Below are 360 nucleotides of genomic sequence, written 5' to 3'. Positions count from 1 at the left end.
GTCGAGTCTCGTGGGCTCGGAGATGTGTATAAGAGACAGGCAATGCGGCGGCAGTGTTGGTTGGCGACTTTTTATACACGCGCGCCTTTCAACTGATGGTTGCCTCGGGCTCAAAGTCCTGACCGACCCTTCCACCATCCGCCTCGCCCTGCGTCCCGACAACGCCTCCGATTTCGCACAATGGTTCTACTTCCGGCTGCAAGGCGCGGCCTATCAAAACTGCATTTTGTTGAATTTCAGACGGCCTTTANCGTCATCAATAGGCCGTCTGAAATTTTTCACTCCGGCTTAAACACGCCAGTATCCTGTCTCTTATACACATCTCCGAGCCCACGAGACTCGACGTCATCTCGTATGCCG

General features: G+C 54.0%; 1 pseudogene. It reads left to right on the top strand.

Annotation, left to right across the window (positions count from 1 at the left end):
- Positions 1-118 precede the first annotated feature (118 nt).
- Positions 119-229: pseudogene (locus tag ACRPFF_RS11660) on the top strand (M14-type cytosolic carboxypeptidase); the annotation flags it as partial.
- Positions 230-360: the final 131 nt, after the last annotated feature.

Source organism: Neisseria sp. SLRRB23, assembly GCF_050896295.1.
Classification (GTDB): Bacteria; Pseudomonadota; Gammaproteobacteria; order Burkholderiales; family Neisseriaceae; genus Neisseria.
The sequence above is the reverse complement of the archived record's forward strand: the minus strand, read 5'-3'. Positions and strand labels throughout refer to the sequence as shown.